The following is a 22617-nucleotide window of genomic DNA, read 5'->3' as shown; positions in this document are numbered from 1 at the left end:
TGATCCCACATGGCGCCGCTGCGCAGCAGGTTCAAGCAAAAAGACGGGGTCAAGCCGGCCTTTCTGCGGCAGCCTGGTTGGTTTCAGGCCGCCGGCCGAAGCTGCTCCAGACTGCGCCGGCGTGCCGCCAGCGGGGCCAGCGCGAGTGCAGCGGTGGGTGAGGGCATCAGCAGCTCCCGGCTGGCGCGGCCCAGCGCCGTGGGCTGTTCGCTCCAGTGGATCAGCTCCATCGCACCGGTGTGATCCTCGGTCAGCGCAGTGCAGTGCTCGACCCAGTCGCCGTCGTTGAGATAGAGCACACCACCGATCTCGCGTACCTGACCGTAGTGGATGTGGCCGCAGATATGGCCGTCGAAGCCGCGCTCGGCGGCATCGACGGCCACGCGATCCTCGTAGGCGCGGATATATGCCAGCGCCTTGCCGATGTGCGACTTGATGATGATCGACAGCGGCACGTAGGGCAGTTCCAGCCGTCGCCGCATGCCGTGCAGGCGACGGTTGCTCCAGCAGATGAACCGATGCATCGCTTCGCCCAGATGCATCATCCAGCCGCGGCCGACCTGCTCGGGATCGAACTCGTCGCCGTGACTGACGTGATAGCGGCGGCCGTCCGCACCCTCGTGGATCGCATCGAGGCGAATCTTCACACCGCCGATGGTTTGGCCCGCCATGCCACGGACCGGGCAGTCGTGGTTGCCGGGTATATAGGTGACGTCGACGCCGCGCCGGGCCATGGCCATGATTTCGGACAGCACCGCCGTATGGTCGGCATGCCACCAGTGTCGGCGGGTCAGCGCCTCCATGTCGATGATGTCGCCGACCAGATAGAGCTTTTCGCAGCGCAGCTTGCGCAGAAAGTCGAGCAGGTAGCTCGCCTTGCAGTCGGGCGTGCCCAGGTGCACGTCGGAGATGAAGGCGCTGCGGCAGATGAAGTTCGCCATGACGAGGACTCCGGTAGTTACCGGGTGCTCAGTGTCGGGCCTTCAGGTCACCGTGGCGTGGCGAAATGGTTGCAGTGGTGTTGCGCGAAAGCCGCCGGCGCGAAACGGCAGCACCTTACTCGCGGGTGCGCAGAGCCTGGACCACCACCGGCAGGATCGCCTGCAGCCACAGCGTGTATTGGGCGGAGGAAGGATGGAGCCCGTCGCCGGCGACCAGATCGGCGTGCTGGCGCGATATGACGGTGATGTCGACCCAACGGGCGCCGGCGCGCGATGTTTCGTCGCGTGCGATAGCGTTATAGACGTCCAGCTCGTCGGCGATGCGTCTGACGCCGCGCTTATCGTTCTGCGCAAACGGCGTGGTGCCCCAGTCTGGAATCGATACCACCACGACGCGGTATGGCCGATGCCCTGCCAACTGGATGGCACGCTGCAGCAGTGCGGCAAAGGCGGGGCGGTAGGCACCCGCCGGGCGTCCCCGATACTCGTCATTGACGCCGATCAGCAAGGTCACCAGATCGTAGCTGGTGGTGAGACTCGCCTGATCCATGCCGGTGGCGAGCTCATCGGTGGTCCAGCCGGTGACCGCTACGAGGCGCGGGTCGTCAATGACGATACCGCGCCGGCGCAGCTGCTGGACGAGTTGCGCCGGCCACCGATAGGCGGCCGGCACCGACTCGCCGATCGTGTAGGAGTCACCTAGCGCGAGATAATGAAGCGATGGGGCAACAGGCATCATGGCGAGATGGATCGATAGCGGTAGTTTGGACCGGCTTGGCGCGTGCCGGCGGCAGTCTGGTTCACGCGACTGCCGCCACCGGGCGCAATGGCAGCTTGTCCGCCATGCGCGCCAGTACCCGCTCCATACGCACGAACACCTCGCGCAGTTGTGCAGGTTGCGGCAACAGGGTCAGACGGATGTGTCGACTTGCCGCGACGTTGAAGCTGGAGCCGGGCACCACCAGCACCGATTCCTCTTCCAGCAGGCGAAGGGCGAAAGCGTTGTCGTCGAAGCTGGCGATGCGGCTGGCGCGAATGTGCGGAAATGCATACAGCGCGCCACCGGGTATCACCATGTCGAGATAATCGCTGCGAGCGACGCCGTCGATCACGGCCTGGCGCGCATCGTGCAGCCGACCGCCGGGCGCGGTCAGGCCTCCGATCGTCGGCGCGTCCTGCAGCGCCGGAATCACCGCCCATTGTGCGGTGACGTTGGCGCACAGGCGCAGCGCGGCGAGCAGTTGCAGGGCGTCGCGGTAGGCCGATGTAAGCCGCGGATCGCCCGACAGGCTCATCCAGCCGACCCGATAGCCGCAGGCGCGATGCACCTTGCTCAGGCCACCGAAGCTGATGCACGGCAGCTCCGCGGACACGGCGGCCAGCGGCTGGAACACCGCATCGTCGTAAAGGATCTGGTCGTAGATCTCGTCGCACAGCAGCAGCAGGCGATGCCGTGCGGCTACAGCCACCAGCCGCTCCAACAGCGCGGGCGGGTATACCGCACCCGTCGGGTTGTTCGGGTTGATCAACACCAGCGCACGGGTGCGCGGCGTGATCAGCGCCTCGACTTCGTCGGGGTCGGGCAGGTGGCCGTTGGCCGCGGTGCAGCGGTAATAGCGCGGCCGGCCGCCGTTCAAGATTGTCGCGGCGCTCCACAGCGGATAGTCCGGGCTTGGCAGCAGCACTTCGTCATCGGACTGCAGCAGGGCGCGCAGGCTGATGTCGATCAGCTCGCTGACGCCGTTGCCGATGAAGATGCGCTCCGGGTCGACGTGGCGTGCACCACGGGCGCGCTGCTGGGCGGCGATGGCGTCGCGCGCCATCTCCAGGCCCTGCTCGTGGCCGTAGCCTTCGCTTTCATGCAGATGGCTGGCGATGGCCCCGCGCAGATTCGGTGGTGTCTCGAAGCCGTAGCGGCTGAGGTTGCCGATATTGAGCTTGATGATTTCCTGGCCGGCCGCTTCCATGTCGCGCGCGCGGCGCGTCAGTGCGCCGCGAATCTCGTAACGCACCTCGGCCAGGTGAGAACTGGGCACAATGGCGCCGGGTGTGATTGAGCCGTCTGTCTTCGAAGCCAACGCCGCATCCTTCATCGCAACTGCCGGCGCCTTGGCCGAAACGGCGATGCTAGCAGTGCCTCGCCGTTGGGCGCGAGCTGGATTCTGGCGAAGCCGAGGCAAATCGCGGTTCACGGACGGGCCATGGCAAGGCAGGGCATAATCAGGACACCCGTGAAGCCAGATCTCCCCCATGAGTGATGCCGAATCGATCGAACGCCTGCGACGCATAGGCTGGCGTGGCGACACGCTGCCCGGCGAAGGTCGGCGGCTGGCCCGCGTGGTCGCGCAGCATCGGGCCGGCTACGAGCTGCACGACGGCGAAACGCTGTTCGGCGCCCAGCCCGACGGCCGCTTTCTCAAGCGCGGCATCGATCCGGGCGAGCGGCCCGCCGTGGGCGATTTCGTCGAAGTGGCCGACGGCACGCCGCCGCATATCGTCAGCGTGTCGCCGCGACGTACCGTACTGTCGCGCGCGGCGGCGGGCGAGCGCTACGAGCGGCAGATCATCGCGACCAACATTGACTATGTGATGGTACTCACCGGACTGGACGGCGATTTCAATCCGGCGCGTATCGAACGCTATCTGTCGCTGACGGAGGATTCCGGGGCCCAGCCGGTGGTGCTGCTGAGCAAGCTCGATACCCGCGACGACGCGCAGGAGCAGATCGACGCCCTGCGCGCGCGCCTGCCGGACAGCACGCCGATCCATCCGCTCAACAGCAAGGATCCGGCGAGCGTAGCGCTGCTGGCGCAGTACCTGAAGCCGGGCGACAGCGCGGTGCTGGTGGGCTCGTCCGGCGCGGGCAAATCCACGCTCACCAACACCCTGCTCGGCGCCGACCGCATGGCGACCGCCGCAGTGCGAACGCACGACAGCCGCGGCCGTCACACCACCACGCATCGCGCGCTGCTGCAGCTGCCCAGCGGCGGCTGCCTGATCGACACGCCCGGCATGCGCGAACTGAAGCTTACCGGCGAGGAAAACCTCGACCTGTTCGCCGATATCGAAGTGCTGGCCGAGGCCTGCCGCTTCGCCGACTGCGGTCACGGCAGCGAACCGGGCTGCGCGATTCAGGTGGCACTGGATACTGGGGAGCTGACGCCCGAACGCTGGCGCAACTACCTCAAGCTGCACGACGAGCGCGAGGAGCAGGCGGCGACGCTCGAGGCCAGGCTGCGTCGCCAGCGCGGCGGCCGTCCGATCGAGCGGCCGCACGGGCATCGTGGCCAGAGGGATCGGGACTGAGTCGTTCAGCCGTCTAGATGGCTTTAAGGCTGGGTCTTAGCATTTCCGAACTCAGCCCATTCTGCGGCAACCTCTTACTTGGATTTCGTTTCACCCCGCCCGGTGGGAACTTTGGAAACCTTGCCAAAGAGCGGCAATTATTCACGCTCGCCCCTCGCCCCTGCTTAACGCAGCGCCTCCAGCGTGGCTCGCGCCCCAACCCGATGCAGCGAGTCCAGCGCCCAGGTATAGGCGGCGACAAAGCGCGGCTGCTCCACCAGGTCGCCGAACAGCTCGCGGTTCTCGATAAAGGCCAGCGGATGGCGGCGATTGTTCTGCGCGATCGCATGCAGCTGATCCTTCAGCCGGTCGACGATCTCGATCGGCTCGCCCTGCTCGTCGATGCCTTCGTCATAGCGCGCCCAGCTGGCGACCACGGCGGCGCTGCGCTTGATCTCGCCGTTGTGCGCCAGCTGGTGACGAATCACCGGCACCAGCCATTTGGGAATGCGGTCCGAGCTTTCGGCACACAGGCGCGCCAGCGTGTCGCGGATCTGCGGGTTGGCGAAGCGCTCGATCAGCGTCTTGCGGTAGAGATCGAGATCCACGCCGGGCAGCGGTGAGAGCGTGGGCGAGCCTTCCTCGACCATATAGCCGAGCAAGAAGTCGACGAACAGCGGATCTTGGCAGACGTCGTGCGCGTAGCGGTAGCCGGCGAGGTAGCCGAAATACGTCAGCGCCTGATGGCTGGCGTTGAGCAGCCGCAGCTTCATCAGTTCATACGGCATGACCTCGTCGACGATCTGTACGCCGACGTCCTCGAACGCCGGGCGACCTTCGTTGAAATGGTCTTCCAGCACCCACTGGGTAAACGGCTCGCAGACGACCGGCCACGCGTCGTCGATGCCGAAGCGCTGCCGCACCTCGTCGCGATCGGCATCGGTGGTCACCGGCGTGATGCGATCGACCATCGAGTTGGGAAACTTCACGTGCTCGGCGATCCACTCGCCCAGTTCGGCGTTCTTGCGGCGCGCGTAGGCCGTAAAGGTCGCTTTGGCGACATCGCCGTTGCCCTGGATGTTGTCGCACGACATCACGGTGAATGGCGTGATGCCGCGAGCCTTGCGCCGTGCCAGCGCTTCCGTCACCAGGCCAAAGCTGGTTTTCGGGGCGGCGCCCTCAGCGAGATCGTGCTTGACGTCGGCGTTATCAAAATTGAATTCGCCGCTGACGTGGTGAAAGTTGTATCCACCTTCGGTGATGGTCAGCGACACGATGCGCACTTCGGGGCTGGCCATTTTTTCCAGCACTGTCTCGACGTCGTCCGGCGCGTAGAGGTACTCGACGATGGAACCGATGACCCGCGGCTCGTAGCGGCCGTCCGGATGTTTGACGACCAGCGTGTAAAGGCCGTTCTGCGCGTCCATCACGGTTTTCATGCGCTGATCCGCCGGCATCACGCCGACGCCGCAGATGCCCCAGTCCAGTGCCTTGCCGTCGTTCATCAGCCGGTCGATATACATGGCCTGGTGCGCGCGATGAAAGCCGCCCACGCCGAAGTGCACGATGCCGACGCGGACTTTGCTGCGATCGTAGTTGGGCACCGCGACGGCGGTATCGAGCTGATGGAGCGTGCTGGCATTTAGCTTGTGCATGGAAAAATCTTCTTGGATCGAGAAAGGGGGCGCGGGTCAACGGCGCACAACGAAGCCGATGCGGTGCCTGTTAGCTGGCCGCGGGCGCCTGCAGCAGAGACTGCTCGCTGGTGGCATCGAACACCTGCAGCTTGTCGGTCTGGCAGCGCAGGCGGATCGGCTCGCCCATCGCGACCGTCAGATGGCTTTCGATCTGTGCGGTGACGCGATACGGTCCAACCTGGACCTGGATCATGGTGACCGAGCCCAGCGGCTCGACCACTTCGACGACGCCGGACAGCACGTTCTCCGTGATCGGGTCGTTGGGTGCCAGATAGCTCAGATGCTCGGGACGGATGCCGACCACTGCCTCGGTGCCCGCATGAGCCGCCAATGCGTCGCCGCGCGCGCCGGTCAGGGTCAGGTTGAAATGCTCGTTCGCCACGCTGCGCTTGTCGGCGCCGACCTTGCCGCGCAGAAAGTTCATCGACGGGGTGCCGATGAAGCCGGCGACGAAGATATTGGCCGGCCATTCGTACAGGCGCTGCGGCGTATCGATCTGCTGGATCTTGCCGTTGAGCATCACCACGATGCGCTGACCCATGGTCATCGCCTCGACCTGGTCGTGCGTGACGTAGAACGTGGTGACGGCCAGCTTGCGGTGCAGCTTGACGATTTCCGCGCGCATGTCGACACGCAGCTTGGCGTCCAGATTCGACAGCGGCTCGTCCATCAGGAACACCTGCGGCTGGCGCACGATCGCGCGGCCAAGCGCTACCCGCTGACGCTGGCCGCCGGACAGCGCACGCGGCTTGCGCTCGAGCAGGTGGGCAATGTCGAGTACCTTGGCCGCCTCCTGCACGCGCGCGGTAATTTCCGCATCCGGCAGCTTTTTCAGGCGCAGGGCAAACGCCATGTTTTCGAACACGCTCATGTGCGGATACAGCGCGTAGCTCTGGAACACCATCGCGATGTCGCGATCCTTCGGTGCCACCTGGCTGACGTCGCGCCCATCGATGCTGATCGTGCCGCCGCTGATGTTCTCCAAGCCAGCGATCATGCGCATGGTGGTGGTCTTGCCGCAGCCGGACGGGCCCACCAGCACGATGAACTCGCCGTCCCTGGTGGTCAGGTTGAAACGGTCCACGGCGTTGTCGGCGGCATCGCTGCCCTTGCCTCCGTAGTTTTTGACGACGTCCTTCAGTTCAACGATGGCCATGAATAAACCTTTTCAGCAGATGGGGATGACGCGCTACTTCACGGCGCCGAAGGTGAGCCCGCGCACCATCTGCCGCTGGGCAAACCAGCCGAGCACGATGATCGGCGCAACGGTGAGCACCGAGGCGGCCGACATCTTGGCCCAGAACAGGCCTTCGGCGCTCTTGAACGAGGCGATATAGACGGCCAGCGTCGCGGCGGTGTGATCGGTCATGGTCAGGCTCCAGAACGACTCGTTCCAGGCCAGAATCAGCGCCAGCAGCCCGGCCGAGGCAATGCCGGGCAGGGCGAGCGGCAGGATCACCTTGCGCATCGTCTGCAGGGTGCTGGCGCCGTCGATGTCCGCCGCTTCGACTAGATCCTTGGGGATGTCCTTGAAGTACGAATAGACCATCCATACCAGCAGCGGCATGTTCATGGCGGTGAACAGCAGGGTCAGTCCGACCAGGTTATCCAGCAGGCCAAGCTGCTTGTAGACCAGGTAAATCGGGATCAGCACGCCCACGGCCGGAATGAACTTGGTCGAGACCATCCAGACCAGGGTGAAGTCAGTGCGCTTGGTCGGGAAGAACGCCATCGCGTACGCGGCCGGAATCGCCAGCAGCAGCCCGACCAGGGTGGACACCACGGCCGAGACGACCGAGTTGAGCGCGTAATGCAGGTAGCCGCTGCCCTGCTCCAGCGCCACGCGGAAGCTGTCCAGCGTGGGCACGAACAGGAAATGTGGGTCGATGGTGAACGCGTTCTGCTCGGTCTTGAAGGCCGTCAGCAGCATCCAAAGGATCGGAAAAAACATCACCAGCGCCACGAAGTACGCCAGCGCCGTCAGCAGGATGCCGCCTATGGTTCTGTCTTTCATCGACGGCTCCCCGCGTTCAAGTTGCCCGCCACGAAGCGGATCAGAAAGATCGAGAAGATATTCGCCAGGATCACCGCGCCGATCGCCGCTGCCGACGAGATGCCGATGTCGTACTGGAAAAACGCCGATTGATAGATGTAATAGGGCAGGTTGGTGGTTGCCGTACCGGGGCCGCCGGATGTCGTGGTGTAGATCTCGGCAAACGAGGTCAGAAAGAAAATGCTTTCCAGCATCACCACTACATACAGAACCTGTCCCAGATGCGGCACCACGATATGGCGAAATTCCTGCCAGCGATTGGCGCCGTCCAGCCGCACGGCCTCGATCTGGTCTTCGGGCAGCGACTGCAGCCCGGTCAGCAGGATCAGCAGGGCAAACGGAATCCACTCCCACGACACCATGATGATGATCGACAGCATCGGATACTGCGCGAGCCAGTCGATCGGGTTCAACCCGAGATGGCGAAACACCCAGGCCAGCAGGCCGTAGACCGGATGGAACAGCATATTCTTCCAGATCAGGCCGGTGACCACCGGCATCACGAAGAACGGCGCGATCGCCAGCGTGCGCGCGACGCCGCGTCCGACGAAAGTGCGATTGAAAAGTATCGCCAGGCCCAGCCCGACACTTACCGTGATGACTAGACTGGCACCCACCAGCACCAGCGTGTTGATCAGCGAATCCCAGAACGTGGGGTCGATGAACATCAGCTTGAAGTTGGTGATGCCGGCAAAGCCGGTGACGTCCGGCATCATCAGGTTGTAGCGCCGGAACGCGTAGTACAGCGTCATCACCAGCGGCACGATCATCCACACGAACATGAAGATCACGGCCGGCGCGAGCAGCCGGCGTACGGGGGCGCCGGACAAGTTGGCTTTGGCTTTGGAAGCGGCCGGCTTGCTGCGAGACGGTACGGCGACGGCGGGGGACGACATAGGCGAATCCAGTAGTGTGCGGACCGCTGACGCCAGTGCGTCAGCGGTCGCGAGGGAGCTTTACTTGGCTTTGCCCGATTGGATCATCATGCGCTGGGTGAACGTCTGCGCCACCTGCAGGCCCTGATCCACCGTAGTCTGCCCGGCCAGGATGCCGGCCATGATCTGGCCGACCCGGGTGCCGATAGCCTGGAACTCGGGGATGTCGACGAACTGGATGCCGACATAAGGCACCTGTTGCACCGACGGCTTGGTCGGATCCGCCGTGCCGATAGCCTGTGCGACCAGCTTGGCGAACGGCGCGACCTTCAGATATTCCGGATTGGCGTAGGTCGACTGGCGCGTGCCCGGCGGGACGGCGACCCAGCCCTTGGCCTTGGCCACCGTGGCGATATAACCCTTCGAGGTCGCCCAGTCGATAAAGGTCTGCGCATCGGCCGCGTGCTTGGACGATTTCGGAATCGCCAGCGCCCAGATGTACAGCCAGTTGGAACCGGCCTTGGTCACCTCGTGCGGCGACTGGGCAAAGCCGACGTTGGCGGCCACCTTCGACGTCTTCGGATCAGCCAGGTAGCCCGCCGCCACCGTCGCATCCACCCACATCGCGCACTGGCCGTTGGCGAACAGCGTTTCCGATTCGGTAAAGCCATTGGAGGTCGCACCCGGCGGGCCGTATTGCGTCAGCAGGGTCTTGTACTGGTTGGCGGCATTCTTCCACGGCGCGGAGGTCAGCTCGGGCTTCCAGTTCATGTCGAACCAGCGGCCGCCGTAGGCGTTGACCATGGTGTCGAACAGCGCCATGTTCTCGCCCCAGCCGGGCAGGCCGCGCAGGCAGATGCCGTACGTGCCCTTGGACTTATCGGTGAGCTTCGCGGCGAACTGGCCGATCTGGGTCCAGGTCGGCTCGACCGGCATGGTCAGTTTGGCCGCGGCGAACAGGTCCTTGCGGTAATACGTCATCGACGACTCGGCGTAAAACGGCAGCGCATAGATCTTGTCGTTATACGACAGGCCCTTGCGCACGGACGGCAGCAGATCGTTGACGTCGTAGTCCGCGGTCGGGGCCATCGGCATCAGCCAGCCGTTCTTCGCCCAGATCGGTGTTTCGTAGTTGCTCAGCATCACCACGTCGTACTGGCCGGCGCTGGTGGCAATGTCGGTGGTGACCTTTTGGCGCAATTCGTTTTCCGGCAGGGTGACGAAATTCACCTTGACGTTGGGATGCAGCTTGCCGAACTCGCCGGACAGTTTCTGCATGGTCACCATGTCGGGGTTGTTCACTACCGCGACCGTGATGGCACTCTGCGCGGAGGCCACCGCCGTGGCGCCCATGCCTGCAATGAAAAGCAACGTCTTGATCGTCATCATTCGTCCTTATGCGGCGTGATTCGAGGGTGGTGATTCATGCATCGTGTCAATCATCATCTTGGAACATTGGTAAGCCAATGCACGTGATGGATCGATCTAAATGATTTTGCTGCGTATGCAACAATAAACATCATGGATCGATGGAATGGGTCGGATATCGGGCCGGGGAAAACCTTTCCGGTGGGCCGTCGAGCGGCTTCCGATGATCAATTCGAAGGCGTCGATCGATGTTGCAAAGCGGGATCGTATGGGTGGCCGCGCAATTTCATAAGGCGCTGCAACGTTTCGCGTAAAGCGATGCCGCGGTAGAGCGCACGGGTTCCGCCATCTTCCCTCGGCGCCATTCCGCATTGACGCCAGTCGGGGTTCCACACCGTGGTTTTCAGCATGGACATGTCGGTGGATTTTTCGTCGACGCGGCGGTTCGATTGCGCCTGCGCCTGCGCCTGCGATCGGGGACAGGGCCGCAGACGGCCCGTCGGTCGAAAATTGTCGCTCGAAATACGTACTCGGCCCCCGCCGACACGGAGTCTGGCACTACTATCGAAGCATCGTCATTGCGGATCGCGCCATGCGCCGTTTGTCTTCTACGTTCCACAAAGGGGTGTTTCCACCGATAGGGCTGCTGATCCCGATACTCTCGGGACGGACGCCGTGGAATGCATCGATGCACAGTCGAGCATCGATAGGCTGGCTGTCGATGCTGCCGTCGATCCTCATTTTTCTGGTCGGCTTGGTCATATACCGCAAGCCGATTTTCGATCCGATCGCTGCCGATGTGATCGGGCGTAGCGATGCGTTGCGACAGGTGCGCGAATGAGCGCTCCAACGAGCGCCGTCAAACCCGAGTTGCAGCGCTACGCCGATCTGGACAAACGCCTGCTGGCGGCCGCGCGCGGCATCACCATTCTGCCCACGGTGGCGTGGTCCGCGTCGCTGGAAAACCGCATGATCGCGGCGTATGCCAAGGGCCAGTTTGCGCTGCCTGAGGTGACCTACAAGCGTCCGGATCTCTCCGCGGCGCGCGCAGAGCTGGCGGCGATCGAAGCCGACGCCGGCGGTCGCGACCCTGCCGATATCGATCCGCTGGGCGAGTATCTGCGCCGCACCGCGGAGTCATGGCGGATCGCCGCCGAAATGCTGGAGGCCGTGGGTACCGCAGGTGTCACGGCGCCGTCGATCGTTCTGTATGGACGTCCAAACGATACGCTGCCCGGCAGCAGGCGCAGCAACCTCGATGCTGCGCGCTATTTCGTCGAGCTGTCCGACGAGCTGGGTGCCGACCTGCTGTCCGATGGCGTGCATACCGACATCAGTTCCGAAGCGCTGCGCGACGAGTTGAGCAGAACGCTGGACGATTTTTTCGGTGCCGGCACGATCCGCGTCGAGGTCGATCCCGAACTGACCGCGAAGGCCGCCGCCGGCGCCACGCGCATCCGCCTGCGCGGCGAAACGCACTTCACCGAATACGACCACCACCAACTGCTGGCGCACGAGGCCTTTGTGCACTCGCTTACTGCGTTGAACGGCCGCCGTCAGCCGCTGCTGACCTCGCTGGCGCGCACCTCGCCGCGGGTCACTGCCACGCAGGAGGGCCTGGCTGTGTTCGCCGAACTGATGTCCGGCGCGATCGACATCACCCGGCTCAAGCGCATCAGCCTGCGCATTCTGGCGATCGACATGGCGCTCAACGGGGCAGACTTTGTCGAGGTCTACCGCTACTTCAGCGACTGCGGTCAGAGCCCGGCCGATAGCTTCCACTCGGCCCAACGCGTGTTTCGCGGCGTGCCGCTGACCGGTGGTTCGGCCTTCGCCAAGGACAATGTCTATTTGGCAGGTCTGCTCACCGTGCACACGTTTTTCCGCTGGGCGCTGAAGGAGCGGCGGATGGATCTGCTGCGCTGCCTGTTCGCCGGCAAGCTGGCGCTGCACGACGTGGTGGCGCTGCAGCCGTATTTCGAATCCGGCGCGATTCTGCCGCCGCACTGGCTGCCGCCGTGGATGCAGCACGTGCATGGGCTGGCCGGCAAGCTGGCGTTTTCGGTGTTCGTCAACGGCATCCACATGAATCGGGTGCAGGGCGACGAGCTGTCCCTAAGCGTGTGACCGCGGCAGCGCCGGCACCCGCCGCCGCGGTGATACCATGAAAAGCCACCCGCCAAGGCGAGTGTCGCCCCTTCCTCACTCAAATAAACGCCGCCGATGTCCCTCCCCGAAGAACTGCGTCTTGCCGCCCTCGAGTATCACCGCCTGCCGCGCCCCGGCAAGATCAAGGTCACCCCGACCACGCCGCTGCTGACCCAGCGCGATCTGTCGCTGGCGTACTCGCCGGGTGTGGCCGCGGCTTGCGATGCGATCGTCGAAGACCCCAGCACGGCCGCCGAATATACGGCGCGCGCCAATCTTGTCGCGGTTATCACCAACGGCACGGCCGTGCTCGGCTTGGGCAATATCGGGCCGCTGGCGGCCAAGCCGGTGATGGAAGGCAAGGGCGTGCTGTTCCAGAAGTTCGCCGGCATCGACGTGTTCGACATCGAGATCGACGAATCTGATCCGGACAAGCTGGTCGACATCATCGCCTCGCTGGAGCCGACCTTCGGCGGCATCAACCTGGAAGACATCAAGGCACCGGAGTGCTTCATCGTGGAGCGCAAGCTGCGCGAACGGATGAAGATCCCGGTGTTCCACGACGATCAGCACGGCACCTCGATCATCGTCGGCGCGGCACTGACCAATGCGCTGGTCGTGGTCGGCAAGCGTATCGAGGACATCCGCATCGCGACCACCGGCATGGGCGCGGCGGGCATCTCCTGCGTCGACATGCTGGTAGCGCTGGGCGCGAAGCCGGAGAACATTCTCGCGTTCGATCGCGACGGCGTGCTGCACAGCGAGCGCACCGATCTGGACCCGGACAAGCAGCGCTACGCGCGCGATACCAAGTTCCGCACGCTGGCTGAAATCGTGGACGGTGCGGACGTGTTTCTGGGTCTTTCGGCCGGCGGCATTCTGAAGCCCGAGATGCTGGCGACGATGGCCTCGCAGCCGATCATCTTCGCGCTGGCGAACCCGAATCCGGAGATCACCCCGGAGGAAGCCAAGGCCGTGCGGCCGGACTGCATCATGGCGACCGGGCGCTCGGATTATCCCAACCAGGTCAACAATGCGCTGTGCTTCCCGTATCTGTTCCGCGGCGCGCTGGATGTCGGCGCCACGGTGATCAACGAGGCGATGAAGATCGCCTGCGTCAAGGCGATCGCCGCACTGGCGCGGCGTGAATCCTCTGACGTCAGTGCGCGCGCCTACGGTGGCAAGCCGCCGAGCTTCGGGCCTGAATATCTCATTCCGCAGCCGTTCGATCCGCGCCTGCTGCTGCAGCTGCCGCCGGCGGTGGCGCAGGCGGCGATGGATTCGGGCGTGGCCACGCGACCGATGACCGACTTCGTCGCCTACAACGATCACCTCACCAGCTTTGTCTTCCGCACCGGTCTACTGATGAAGCCGGTGTTCGAGCGCGCCAAATCTGCGCCGCAGCGTCTGGTGTATGCCGAGGGCGAGGAAGAAACCGTGCTGCGCGCGGTGCAGGTGGTGGTCGACGAAGGCGTGGCCAGGCCCATTCTGATCGGCCGCCCGGACGTGATCGAAAAGCGCATCAAGCGCGCCGGTTTGCGGCTGAAGGTCGGCGTGGACATCGAGCTGTGCAATATCCACAGCGATCCGCGCTTCGACGATTACTGGCAGCACTATCACCGCCTGATGGAGCGCCGCGGCGTGACGCCGTCGATGGCCAAGGCGCTGGTGCGCACGCGGCCGACGATCATCGCGGCGCTTATGGTCGAGCGCGGTGAGGCCGACGGCCTGATCTGCGGCCTGATCGGCCAGTACCAGAGCAAGCTGACCAACATCGAGCAAATTATCGGACTGGACGCGGGCGTCAGCGGGACATCGGCGATGGCGGCGGTATCGACCGAAAAGGGCGCCTTCTTCTATCTCGACACCCACGTGCAGGACGACCCCACGCCCGAGCAGATCGCCGAGGCCACGCTGCAGGCGGCGATCCGCCTGAAGCTGTTCGGCATCACGCCGAAGATCGCGCTGCTGTCCGCCGGCAACTTCGGCAGCCGCGACAGCTGTGGCGCGACCAAGATGCGCAAGGCGCTCGAACTGATCCGTGCCAAGGCGCCGCGGCTGGAAGTGGAAGGCGAAATGCAGGCCGACGTGGCGCTGACGCCCGAACTGCGGGACAAGCTGTTTCCGAACTCGCGGCTGGAGGGCAAGGCGAACGTCTTCGTGTTCCCGAACCTCGACGCCGCCAACATCGCGTACAACATGACGCGCATGCTCAGCGACGGCGTGGTGATCGGTCCGATCCTGATGGGCGTGGCCAAGCCGGCGCACATCCTGATGCCGCAGTCGACCGTGCGTCGCATCGTCAACATGAGCGCGGTCGCGTGCGTCGAAGCGCAGATTCGGGCGAGCAATCGCCAGGTGGAATGATGGCGACGCCGGATCTCGTTAGGTCGAGATATCCGGCGTAAATGCCGCATCACCATGCGCCAACGCATGGATGATCGAATTGGCGGCTCCCGCTGCCAGCGGCTAGAATGGGCACTTCGTCCCGACGATCCCCGCGTCGGGCATCCCCCTTCAGGCCTGGCGCCGCCATAGCGCCGCGGAGAATCCCCCATGGATCAGCTCGACGACATCCTCAATCAGGATATCGATCCCACCGAAACCCGCGAGTGGATGGATTCGCTCGACGCCGTGATTCAGCACGACGGCACCGAGCGCGCGCACTTTCTGCTCGAGCGCATGGTCGACAACACGCGTCGTTCGGGCGGCTATCTGCCGTTCGATCCGACCACCGAATACGTCAATACCATCGCGCCGGGTCACGAGGCGAAGATGACCGGCGACGCCGCGATGGAATGGCGCATCCGTACGCTGATCCGCTGGAACGCGATGGCGATGGTAGTGCGCGCCAACCGCAAGCCCGGCGAGCTGGGCGGCCATATCGCCAGCTTCGCCTCCAGCGCCACGCTGTATGACGTCGGCTTCAATCATTTCTGGCGCGCGCCGTCGGCCGATCATCCGGGCGATCTGGTGTTCCATCAGGGCCATTCCAGCCCGGGCATCTACGCGCGCTCGTTTCTCGAAGGTCGCCTGGCCGAGGATCAGCTCGATCTGTTCCGCATGGAAGTCGCCGGCAAGGGCCGCGCGCTGTCGTCGTATCCGCACCCGTGGCTGATGCCGGATTACTGGCAGGTGCCGACGGTGTCGATGGGCCTGGGTCCGATCCAGGCGATCTATCAGGCGCAGTTCTTCAAGTACCTGGAGCATCGCGGTCTGGTGCCGCCCAGCGACCGCAAGATCTGGTGCTTCCTCGGCGATGGCGAAACCGACGAGCCGGAGTCGCTCGGTGCGATTTCGCTGGCCGGTCGCGAGGGTCTGGACAATCTGATCTTCGTGATCAACTGCAACCTGCAGCGCCTCGACGGTCCGGTGCGCGGCAACGGCAAGATCATCCAGGAACTCGAAGGCGTGTTCCGCGGCGCCGGCTGGAACGCGATCAAACTGGTCTGGGGCAGCTACTGGGATCCCCTTCTCGCGCGCGACAGCAAGGGCGTGCTGCGCAAGCTGATGATGGAAACCGTCGACGGCGAATACCAGGCCTGCAAGGCGTTCGGTGGCGCGTATACGCGCGAGCACTTCTTCAACAAGTATCCCGAAACGCGCGAGATGGTCGCCAGCCTCAGCGATGACGACATCTGGCGCTTGAATCGCGGTGGCCACGATCCGCACAAGGTGTACGCGGCGTACCACGCGGCGTCCAACACCAAGGGCATGCCCACTGTCATTCTGGCCAAGACGGTCAAGGGTTACGGCATGGGCGCGGCCGGCGAGTCGCAGAACCCCACCCATCAGCAGAAGAAGCTGGACGAGGAGGCGGTGCGCCACTTCCGCGACCGCTTCCAGATTCCGATCACCGACGAGCAGCTCAAGGACGTGCCGTACTACCACCCGGGCAAGGACTCGCCGGAAGTGCAGTACATGCTGGAGCGTCGCAAGGCTCTGGGCGGCTCGCTGCCGCAGCGTCGGCGCAAGACCGACGTGAAACTGAAGACGCCCGAGCTGGCCGCTTTCGAGCAGATCACCAAGGGCACCGGCGAGCGCGAAATCTCCACCACCATGGCTCTCGTCCGCGGCATCAACCTGCTGCTGCGCGACAAGCAGCTCGGCCAGCGCGTGGTGCCGATCGTCGCCGACGAGGCGCGCACGTTCGGCATGGAAGGTATGTTCCGGCAGATCGGCATCTACGCACCGTTCGGCCAGAAGTATCGCCCGCAGGATTCCGATCAGCTGCTGTACTACCGCGAAGACCAGAAAGGCCAGGTGCTGCAGCAGGGCATCAGCGAGGCCGGCGGCATGGCGTCGTGGATGGCCGCGGCCACCAGCTACTCGATCAGCGATCAGCCGATGCTGCCGTTCTTCATCTACTACTCGATGTTCGGCTTCCAGCGCATCGGCGACCTGTGCTGGGCGGCGGGCGACATGCGTTCGCGCGGCTTCCTGATCGGTGGTACGGCTGGCCGTACCACGCTCAACGGCGAGGGCTTGCAGCACGAGGACGGCCACTCGCACCTGATGTCCGGCGCGATCCCCAATGTGAAGTCGTACGACCCCACGTTCTCTTACGAGGTCGCGGTGATCCTGCAGGACGGCACGCGCCGGATGATGCAGGAGCAGGAAGACATCTATTACTACATCACCGTGATGAACGAGAACTACAGCCATCCCGACCTGCCCGAAGGCAGCGAGGAAGGCATCATCAAGGGCATGTACCTGTTCAAGGACGGCGGCAAGCCGAAGAAGGGCGAGCCGCGCGTGCAACTGCTCGGCTCGGGCACGATTCTGCGCGAGGTGATTGCCGCGGCCGAACTGCTGGAGAAGGACTTCGGCGTCAAGTCGGATATCTGGTCGGTGCCCAGCTTCATCGAAGTGCGCCGTGACGGTTTCGACGCCGAGCGCTGGAACCGCCTGCATCCGGAAGCGACGCAGCGCGTGCCGTACATCACCGGCCTGCTCGAGGGTCGTCAGGGGCCGGCGATCGCCGCCACCGACTACGTGCGCGAGTTCGCCGATCAGGTGCGTGCCTTCATGCCGGACGGCATGCGCTACACGGTTCTCGGTACGGACGGCTATGGCCGTTCGGATACGCGCGCCAACCTGCGCAGCTTCTTCGAGGTCGATCGGTACTGGATCGCACACGCGGCGCTGGCGGCACTGGCCAAAGATGGCAAGGTCAACGCCAAGGACGTCAGCCGCGCGATCAAGGAGTACAAGCTTGATCAGGACAAGCCCAACCCGCAGACGGTTTGACCGTTACGGGGGCTTCGAACGAGCAAAAAAAACCGCCATGACGGCGGTTTTTTTTTTGGCGTCCATTCCGGCAGTAGTCACACGGCCGAAATGCCGTGCCGCTGATCAATCCTCGTCGCTGCGGAACGCGCGGCGAAGCAGGATGAAGGCGCCAATCGTTCCGGCCACGATCGCCACGGTGGCGCCTGGATGGCGGTTCACCTGACGACGCAGACGACGGTAGTGGTAGTTGGCCTCGTCGGCAAAATCTTCCGCGGCGTTGGTCAGGCGGCGGCTGTAGCTGTCGCCCTTCTTGCTGAAACGCTCGACCGCACGCTCGGTAACGCTGCGGCCGCGCTCAAAAAGGTTTTGTGCGCCGCTGGCTGCGTCGTCGGCGTAACCGCGCACGCGGTCGCCAGCACGTTCACCGGCGGCGCGAATCTGACGTTCAATATCTCGGTTACCCATGACTGCTTTCCTCCAAGTGTGGACGAAAAGAATGCCCAGCGAATCGTGAGCACGACGTAGACGGCGAACGTCGTCGCTACCTTTCGTTCAGCCTTCAGCCCAGGCTGTATTCGCCGCCACGTTCCAGCGCGCGCTGATAGGCCGGCATGGCGTGAATGCGCTGCAGGAACGCCCACAGCCGTGGCGTGCTCTGGGCATCGAGACCGCCGCGCGCGGCAAATGCTTCCAGCGGAAAGCTCATCTGGATGTCGGCGGCACTGAACGCGTCGCCGGCAAACCAGGCGCTCTTGCCCAGTTCGCCCTCCAGATATTCCAGATGCAGCTTCAGCTGTGGATCGACAAAGCTGTCCTGCACCTTGTGCGCGATGCCCTTGGCGATGGGTTTCACGAAGAACGGCATCGGCGTGGTTTCCACGCGACGAAATATCAGCTTCAGCAGCAGTGGCGGCATCGCCGAGCCTTCGGCGTAATGCAGCCAGTAGGTGCAGCGCAAACGGTTCGACGTGCAGGCCGGCGGCAGTAGACGACCGTCGCCATAGGTTTCGGCGAGGTATTCGATGATCGCGCCGGATTCGGCCAGGGTGACGTCGCCGTCGGTAATCACCGGCGATTTGCCCAGCGGATGGATTTTCCGCAGCTCCGGCGGCGCCAACATCGTTTTCGCATCGCGTTGGTATCGCTTCACTTCGTACGGCACGCCAAGCTCTTCCAGCAGCCACAGGATGCGCTGCGAGCGCGAGTTGTTGAGGTGATGAAGAACGATCATGGCATGGGTTCCATCGGTGGCTTTACGACAGGGAGGGGCGACGTCGTGCGTCGGAAGGGCTGCAGCGTAGCGAACTCGCGCGTGGCGGTTTGATGATTGTGCTTCGCCCATGCTTGCGTAGTCGGGGCACTATAAAGCCTCGTTCGAAGGCTGCTCGGCGGCAACCGTTTCCGTCTGCAAGCGCTGGCGTCGACGTAAGGTGGGAAACATCACCATCCACAGCCCCACCACCACCAGCGTGCCGACGCCGCCGAGCACGGTGGCATGCACCGCGCCCATCCATGCCGCCAGCATGCCGGATTCGAATTCGCCCAGCTGGTTCGAGGTGTTGATGAAGATCGCGTTCACCGCACTGACGCGCCCGCGCATCTCGTCGGGCGTATCGAGCTGCACCAGCGCGCCGCGGATCACCATGCTGACCATGTCGAATGCGCCCAGCGCAAACAGCGCGGCCATCGACAGCCACAGCGTCGTCGACAGCGCGAACACCAGCGTTGCCACGCCGAAGCCGGCCACGCAGGCGAACATGATCGCGCCCACGCGGCGCTCCATGGTGTGCTTCGCCAGCCATAGCGACATCAGCAGCGCGCCGACCGCGGGCGATGCGCGCAACAGGCCCAGGCCCCAGGGACCGGTGTGCAGAATGTCCTTGGCGAAAATCGGCAGCAGCGCCGTGGCGCCGCCCAGCAGCACCGCGAATAAGTCCAGCGAAATCACGCCCAGCACGTCCTTGCGCGCACGGATGAAATGCACGCCGGCGAACAGCGTTTTCAGCGTGGCCGGTTCGCGCCGCGGCGGCGCCTGCTCGTAGCGCAGGCGGCTCATCATCACGGCGGCGACCAAATACAGAATGGCGGAAACCACGTAGACCACGCCCGGGCCGGCGACATACAGAAAGCCGCCCAGCGCCGGCCCCATGATCATGGCGGCCTGACCGGCCGAGCTGTTGATCGCCATCGCCCGCGACAGAATCGCTGGCGGCACCAGCGCCGGCAGCATCGACTGCAGCGCCGGAAACTCGAACGCCTTGGCTACGCCGATGACCAGCACCAGCGCGAGAATGCCGATTTCGTGGATGTTGTGCGAAAGCGTCAGCGCGGCCAGCGCGGCGATCGCCACCCATTCCACGATCTGGCCGATCAGCACGATGCGGCGACGGTCGAACTGATCGGCCATATGCCCGGCCGGCAGCGCCAGCAGCACCGAGGGAATGAACTGCACCAGCCCGATCAGGCCCAGATCGAACGCGCGGCCAGTGATGGCATAGATCTGCCAGCCCACCGCCACCGAAAGCATCTGGAAGCCGAAGCCGGAGGCGATCCGCGCAAACCAGAACGCCACGAAGGCGGGATGGTGGAACAGCGAATCCGAACGTAGTGGGCGGGCTGGCATCGAATGTCCTGGTCAGGCCAGACAGTATCGTGCCATCGCGCTGGCTGGCATAGCGCGGCAAATCGTCAGTGCCCGCATCGGTGGCTAACGTGCTCCTGCAAAAAGAAGGTGCCGCATCCAAGCCCTTATTTCACGCCTGCTGTCAGCACGGTGCTGACAGCAGGCCGCTCGCGTGCCGGCAGCGGATTGAGCCCGAACAGCGGCCTGAGCCGGCGCGTGCGCCGGATCAGGCACTCGTGCAGCAGCGCGCAGCCAGCCACCGTGCCCAGCAGAATCAGCAGCGGTTCGGCCAGCGGCCCCAGATGCAGCGGCATCACCTGCCAGGCGAAAAACAGCAGCAGGCTCTGATGCAGGATGTACCAGGGATACACCGCCTCGCGCGCATACGGTAGCCAGCGGAATGGGCGGTTGAGCAGCGTGTGGCCCCAGCCGAGTACGGCGGCGATCGCGATCCAGGTGTAGCTGTAGCGCAGCCAGACGTGGAGCAGCTTGAGCAAGATGAGCACCGCGTAGTTATGGATGTTCTGATCGATGTACTGACCGGCCAATTTGTCGAGGAACAGATACAGCGCGAAACAGCCCAGCGCCAGCGTCGACGAATAGCGCCGCAGCCGCGCCAGTTCGGTCCACAGCGCGGTGTCGGTGCCGAGCAGGTAGCCGTAGAAAAACATGGTGGCGTAGAGCGCCATCGCATACCAGTCGCCGACCAGCGCATGGGTCTCCGGATAGCGCCAGGACAGCAGCACGCCGTACGCGAACAGCGGCAGCACCGGGTGCACCAGCAGGCTCGCGCCACGCAGCCGCAGGCAACTCGCGTGAAGGCGCCTGCCAAGGCGCGATTCCAGCGCCGGCAGCAGGATCAACAGCAGCATCGTGTACAGCCAGACGTAGGGCAGGTACCACAGGTGCGCCCAGGTCAGACCGGCTGCACGGCCGCCGGTCCAGTAATGCAAAAGAAAGGGGCCGAAGCCATCGACGGCAGTGCCTTCGGTTACCGCCTGCACATATGGCTGGATCGGCATCACCACGAGCATGCCGAACACCAGCGGCAGCAGCAGGCGAACGGTGCGCTTCCACGCCAGCCGAGGCAGGCTGAGTCTGCCGCGTAGAAAGTGCACGGCCAGGCCGGAAATCAGAAAAAGTAGCTCCATCCGCCAGCGGTTCACGAACAGCATCGGGTACTGCAGCCACTGCGCCATATGCGCGCTGTGCAGGGGCATGCCGCGCCAGTCGGACAGCGGCGCTACGTACAGCATGCCGAGGTGATAGAAAATCAGCAGCGCAAAGGCGAGCACCCGTAAAGCATCGATATCGTGGCGGCGGTTCATGGCAGGGTCCGGTGTTCAAGAAGTGACCAGCGTGAAGCCATCGCGGGTTTTTGCCTCGTCGAAAGTGACCGGTGGCGAGGTTTGAGTGACGAACGGTGGATGGCGGGGACGAAGGCCGGCCCAAAGCGTCATCCACTCCGTAGAATGCCCGGCATGATTTCCCGGCATCGTTTTACTCTGGACGATTACCTGCGCTGGCGCCGACCGTTCGAGATCGGCCTGTGGGCGGTGTCCTACGTGCTGAGCATGCTGTTCAACTCGGTGACCGCGCAGATCGACCACCCTGCGCTGCCGGCCTGGCAGCCGTGGTGCTGGGAATGCAGCAGCTCGCTGCTGTCGCTGGCGCTGGTTCCCGTCGTGATCGCGGTGGAGCGGCGTTGGCCGCTGCGGGTGAGTGCATGGCGACAGACGTTGCCGCTGCATCTGATGGCCAGTGTGCTGTTCAGTCTGGCCCACGTCGGCGGTATGGTCGCTCTGCGCAAGCTTTGCTACGCCTACGCCGGTTCGCACTACGATTTCGGTCCCTGGTGGCGCAACTTCGGGTACGAATACCTCAAGGATGTGCGCAGCTATTTCGGCATCATCGCTACGGTCTGGCTGTATCGGCTGGCCCTGCTACGGCTGCAGGGCGAGGCGCGGCTGCTGGCAGCGCCGGATGCGGGCCCACCGGTGGAGCCGATCGAGCGGCCGGAGCGCTTTCTGGTGCGCAAGCTGGGCAAGGAATTTCTGGTCAACGCGTGCGAGATCGAATGGCTGCAGGCTTCGGGCAATTACGTCAACCTGCACGTGCGTGGGCGCGACTACCCGCTGCGCGCCACCATGGCGACGATCGAGAACCGGCTCGACCGAACGCGTTTCGTTCGTGTGCACCGCAGCTACTTCGTCAATCTCGACTACCTGGCCGAGATCGAGCCGCTGGACACCGGCGACGCCCGATTGCAACTGCGCGACGGCGCGAAAATTCCCTGCAGCCGACGCTACCGCGCGGCCCTGCGCGATCGCTTCGGCGAAGCGCCGATCACACCCGCCCGAGTGGCCCCGGTTGCATGAAGCCGCCGGCTGGTTCC

The 22617-nt window shown here is 64.2% G+C and carries 19 protein-coding genes; 6 read left to right on the top strand and 13 right to left on the bottom strand.

The annotated features are described in order from the left end of the window. Positions 1-83: 83 nt before the first annotated feature. From HDE76_RS14685 to HDE76_RS14675, 3 genes are all read right to left on the bottom strand, one after another. Positions 84-941, bottom strand: a complete 858-nt coding sequence (locus HDE76_RS14685) for a UDP-2,3-diacylglucosamine diphosphatase (protein WP_179478025.1) — start codon at positions 939-941, stop codon at positions 84-86. A 115-nt stretch (positions 942-1056) separates the two neighbouring features. After that, positions 1057-1677, bottom strand: a complete 621-nt coding sequence (locus tag HDE76_RS14680) for an SGNH/GDSL hydrolase family protein (protein WP_184508959.1) — start codon at positions 1675-1677, stop codon at positions 1057-1059. A 64-nt stretch (positions 1678-1741) separates the two neighbouring features. Then, positions 1742-3019, bottom strand: a complete 1278-nt coding sequence (locus tag HDE76_RS14675; RefSeq protein ID WP_255481615.1) for an aminotransferase class I/II-fold pyridoxal phosphate-dependent enzyme — start codon at positions 3017-3019, stop codon at positions 1742-1744. Between the two features lie 172 nt (positions 3020-3191). Between HDE76_RS14675 and rsgA the strand changes: the two genes are divergently transcribed. After that, positions 3192-4247, top strand: a complete 1056-nt coding sequence (rsgA, locus tag HDE76_RS14670; protein ID WP_184508667.1) for a ribosome small subunit-dependent GTPase A — start codon at positions 3192-3194, stop codon at positions 4245-4247. A 164-nt stretch (positions 4248-4411) separates the two neighbouring features. On the opposite strand, the gene HDE76_RS14665 is transcribed toward rsgA, so the two are convergent. The 6 genes from HDE76_RS14665 to HDE76_RS20595 form a co-directional block, all read right to left on the bottom strand. After that, on the bottom strand, positions 4412-5881 hold the full coding sequence (locus tag HDE76_RS14665; protein ID WP_184508665.1) for a mannitol dehydrogenase family protein: 1470 nt from the start codon (positions 5879-5881) through the stop codon (positions 4412-4414). Positions 5882-5951: 70 nt separating this feature from the next. Further along, the gene (gene ugpC, locus HDE76_RS14660; RefSeq protein WP_184508663.1) at positions 5952-7079 is read right to left on the bottom strand and encodes a sn-glycerol-3-phosphate ABC transporter ATP-binding protein UgpC; all 1128 of its coding nucleotides are present in this window, start codon (positions 7077-7079) and stop codon (positions 5952-5954) included. Between the two features lie 33 nt (positions 7080-7112). Beyond that, the gene (locus tag HDE76_RS14655) at positions 7113-7937 is read right to left on the bottom strand and encodes a carbohydrate ABC transporter permease (RefSeq protein ID WP_184508661.1); all 825 of its coding nucleotides are present in this window, start codon (positions 7935-7937) and stop codon (positions 7113-7115) included. Further along, positions 7934-8872 carry a sugar ABC transporter permease gene (locus HDE76_RS14650; RefSeq protein WP_184508659.1) on the bottom strand — a complete coding sequence of 313 codons (939 nt, stop codon included), beginning with the start codon at positions 8870-8872 and terminating at the stop codon, positions 7934-7936. Before HDE76_RS14650 ends, HDE76_RS14655 begins: the two co-directional genes overlap by 4 nt. A gap of 60 nt (positions 8873-8932) precedes the next feature. Beyond that, complete coding sequence (locus tag HDE76_RS14645) at positions 8933-10237, bottom strand: sugar ABC transporter substrate-binding protein (protein WP_255481614.1); 1305 nt, start codon at positions 10235-10237, stop codon at positions 8933-8935. Between the two features lie 209 nt (positions 10238-10446). Then, positions 10447-10629: a hypothetical protein gene (locus HDE76_RS20595; protein ID WP_221262428.1), complete on the bottom strand. Its 183-nt coding sequence runs from the start codon at positions 10627-10629 to the stop codon at positions 10447-10449. A 278-nt stretch (positions 10630-10907) separates the two neighbouring features. On the opposite strand from HDE76_RS20595, the gene HDE76_RS14640 reads away from it, so the two are divergent. The 4 genes from HDE76_RS14640 (at position 10908) to aceE (ending at position 17617) form a co-directional block, all read left to right on the top strand. Then, a complete protein-coding gene (locus HDE76_RS14640) occupies positions 10908-11060 on the top strand; it encodes a hypothetical protein (protein ID WP_184508655.1) in 153 nt (50 codons plus the stop codon). Continuing rightward, on the top strand, positions 11057-12346 hold the full coding sequence (locus HDE76_RS14635; RefSeq protein ID WP_184508653.1) for a flavohemoglobin expression-modulating QEGLA motif protein: 1290 nt from the start codon (positions 11057-11059) through the stop codon (positions 12344-12346). The genes HDE76_RS14640 and HDE76_RS14635 overlap by 4 nt, the downstream gene beginning before the upstream one ends. A 96-nt stretch (positions 12347-12442) precedes the next feature. Further along, positions 12443-14734 carry an NADP-dependent malic enzyme gene (locus tag HDE76_RS14630; RefSeq protein WP_184508651.1) on the top strand — a complete coding sequence of 764 codons (2292 nt, stop codon included), beginning with the start codon at positions 12443-12445 and terminating at the stop codon, positions 14732-14734. 189 nt (positions 14735-14923) lie between these two features. After that, complete coding sequence (gene aceE / locus HDE76_RS14625; RefSeq protein WP_184508649.1) at positions 14924-17617, top strand: pyruvate dehydrogenase (acetyl-transferring), homodimeric type; 2694 nt, start codon at positions 14924-14926, stop codon at positions 17615-17617. A gap of 105 nt (positions 17618-17722) precedes the next feature. On the opposite strand, the gene HDE76_RS14620 is transcribed toward aceE, so the two are convergent. From HDE76_RS14620 to HDE76_RS14605, 4 genes are all read right to left on the bottom strand, one after another. Further along, positions 17723-18064: a hypothetical protein gene (locus tag HDE76_RS14620; protein ID WP_179478006.1), complete on the bottom strand. Its 342-nt coding sequence runs from the start codon at positions 18062-18064 to the stop codon at positions 17723-17725. A 94-nt stretch (positions 18065-18158) separates the two neighbouring features. Beyond that, positions 18159-18830 carry a glutathione S-transferase gene (locus HDE76_RS14615; protein WP_179478005.1) on the bottom strand — a complete coding sequence of 224 codons (672 nt, stop codon included), beginning with the start codon at positions 18828-18830 and terminating at the stop codon, positions 18159-18161. Between the two features lie 129 nt (positions 18831-18959). Further along, positions 18960-20222, bottom strand: coding sequence for an MFS transporter (locus HDE76_RS14610; protein WP_184508647.1), 1263 nt, complete (start codon positions 20220-20222; stop codon positions 18960-18962). Between the two features lie 125 nt (positions 20223-20347). After that, the gene (locus HDE76_RS14605) at positions 20348-21550 is read right to left on the bottom strand and encodes an acyltransferase (RefSeq protein WP_184508645.1); all 1203 of its coding nucleotides are present in this window, start codon (positions 21548-21550) and stop codon (positions 20348-20350) included. A gap of 153 nt (positions 21551-21703) precedes the next feature. Here HDE76_RS14605 and HDE76_RS14600 point away from each other — a divergent pair, with 153 nt between their 5' ends. Next, entirely contained in the window at positions 21704-22600 is an 897-nt protein-coding gene (locus HDE76_RS14600; protein WP_184508643.1) for a LytTR family DNA-binding domain-containing protein, read from the top strand. Positions 22601-22617: the final 17 nt, after the last annotated feature.

Origin of the sequence: Rhodanobacter sp. ANJX3 (assembly GCF_014200755.1) — a bacterium.
GTDB lineage: Bacteria > Pseudomonadota > Gammaproteobacteria > Xanthomonadales > Rhodanobacteraceae > Rhodanobacter.
Note: the sequence above shows the minus strand (reverse complement) of the source record. Positions and strands in the feature narration are given on the sequence as shown.

Coding starts and splice junctions, on each gene's coding strand:
- HDE76_RS14645 (WP_255481614.1), bottom strand. CDS start 10,237: ATGACGATCAAGACGTTGCTTTTCATTGCAGGCATGGGCGCCACGGCG.
- HDE76_RS14610 (WP_184508647.1), bottom strand. CDS start 20,222: ATGCCAGCCCGCCCACTACGTTCGGATTCGCTGTTCCACCATCCCGCC.
- HDE76_RS14650 (WP_184508659.1), bottom strand. CDS start 8,872: ATGTCGTCCCCCGCCGTCGCCGTACCGTCTCGCAGCAAGCCGGCCGCT.
- rsgA (WP_184508667.1), top strand. CDS start 3,192: ATGAGTGATGCCGAATCGATCGAACGCCTGCGACGCATAGGCTGGCGT.
- HDE76_RS14620 (WP_179478006.1), bottom strand. CDS start 18,064: ATGGGTAACCGAGATATTGAACGTCAGATTCGCGCCGCCGGTGAACGT.
- aceE (WP_184508649.1), top strand. CDS start 14,924: ATGGATCAGCTCGACGACATCCTCAATCAGGATATCGATCCCACCGAA.
- HDE76_RS14630 (WP_184508651.1), top strand. CDS start 12,443: ATGTCCCTCCCCGAAGAACTGCGTCTTGCCGCCCTCGAGTATCACCGC.
- HDE76_RS14680 (WP_184508959.1), bottom strand. CDS start 1,677: ATGCCTGTTGCCCCATCGCTTCATTATCTCGCGCTAGGTGACTCCTAC.
- HDE76_RS14640 (WP_184508655.1), top strand. CDS start 10,908: ATGCACAGTCGAGCATCGATAGGCTGGCTGTCGATGCTGCCGTCGATC.
- HDE76_RS20595 (WP_221262428.1), bottom strand. CDS start 10,629: ATGCTGAAAACCACGGTGTGGAACCCCGACTGGCGTCAATGCGGAATG.
- HDE76_RS14600 (WP_184508643.1), top strand. CDS start 21,704: ATGATTTCCCGGCATCGTTTTACTCTGGACGATTACCTGCGCTGGCGC.
- HDE76_RS14685 (WP_179478025.1), bottom strand. CDS start 941: ATGGCGAACTTCATCTGCCGCAGCGCCTTCATCTCCGACGTGCACCTG.
- HDE76_RS14615 (WP_179478005.1), bottom strand. CDS start 18,830: ATGATCGTTCTTCATCACCTCAACAACTCGCGCTCGCAGCGCATCCTG.
- HDE76_RS14655 (WP_184508661.1), bottom strand. CDS start 7,937: ATGAAAGACAGAACCATAGGCGGCATCCTGCTGACGGCGCTGGCGTAC.
- HDE76_RS14665 (WP_184508665.1), bottom strand. CDS start 5,881: ATGCACAAGCTAAATGCCAGCACGCTCCATCAGCTCGATACCGCCGTC.
- HDE76_RS14605 (WP_184508645.1), bottom strand. CDS start 21,550: ATGAACCGCCGCCACGATATCGATGCTTTACGGGTGCTCGCCTTTGCG.
- ugpC (WP_184508663.1), bottom strand. CDS start 7,079: ATGGCCATCGTTGAACTGAAGGACGTCGTCAAAAACTACGGAGGCAAG.
- HDE76_RS14635 (WP_184508653.1), top strand. CDS start 11,057: ATGAGCGCTCCAACGAGCGCCGTCAAACCCGAGTTGCAGCGCTACGCC.